1 pseudogene is annotated in these 549 nt (G+C 34.8%); it reads left to right on the top strand.

The features are described 5' to 3' along the window. Window positions 1-212: pseudogene (locus ACS8FC_RS20155) on the top strand (IclR family transcriptional regulator); the annotation flags it as partial. Window positions 213-549: the final 337 nt, after the last annotated feature.

Here is a 549-nt window from a genome sequence, read left to right as displayed (position 1 = left end):
CCAAAGTGGGTATAGACAACGAGGAGTTTATTCCAGGAATGGTAGCTTGTGCGGTCATGATTCCTAATGGCGAGCAACAAGCATTTGCTACGCTGTTTACCCATGGTCCTACCGTCAGAAAAAGTATGGATGAGTTACTCAGCTATTTGCCGCTGATGCAAGAGGCTGCTGATGAGTTGTCCATCATTTTTAATCAAAACTATGAATTATAGATTATGAATAGAGAAGTAATTTGTAAAATACAGCAGTGTATTAACTCTTAATCAAGACATCATCGCTTCTATAACGCATAGAATAATAAAAAAGGTTGGCAGTACCATACGCAATATGGTGCTCCCAACCTTTCATTGTTGAAGCGATTTAAAGGCTTGTACACACATATCTTGTTATCATAAATCGATTATGTTATTTTTCATAACGATAACTTTTATATCGATATATGAAATTATATTAAACTTAAAACATATTATTGAAATGCTAATACCTAACTGAGGTAACTAAAGGCAAAGAATCTCCTTGCCAAAAATACTGAGGTTATAACTCTAAGCA

Source organism: Psychrobacter sp. 1Y4, from assembly GCF_051847555.1.
The sequence above is the reverse complement of the archived record's forward strand: the minus strand, read 5'-3'. Positions and strand labels throughout refer to the sequence as shown.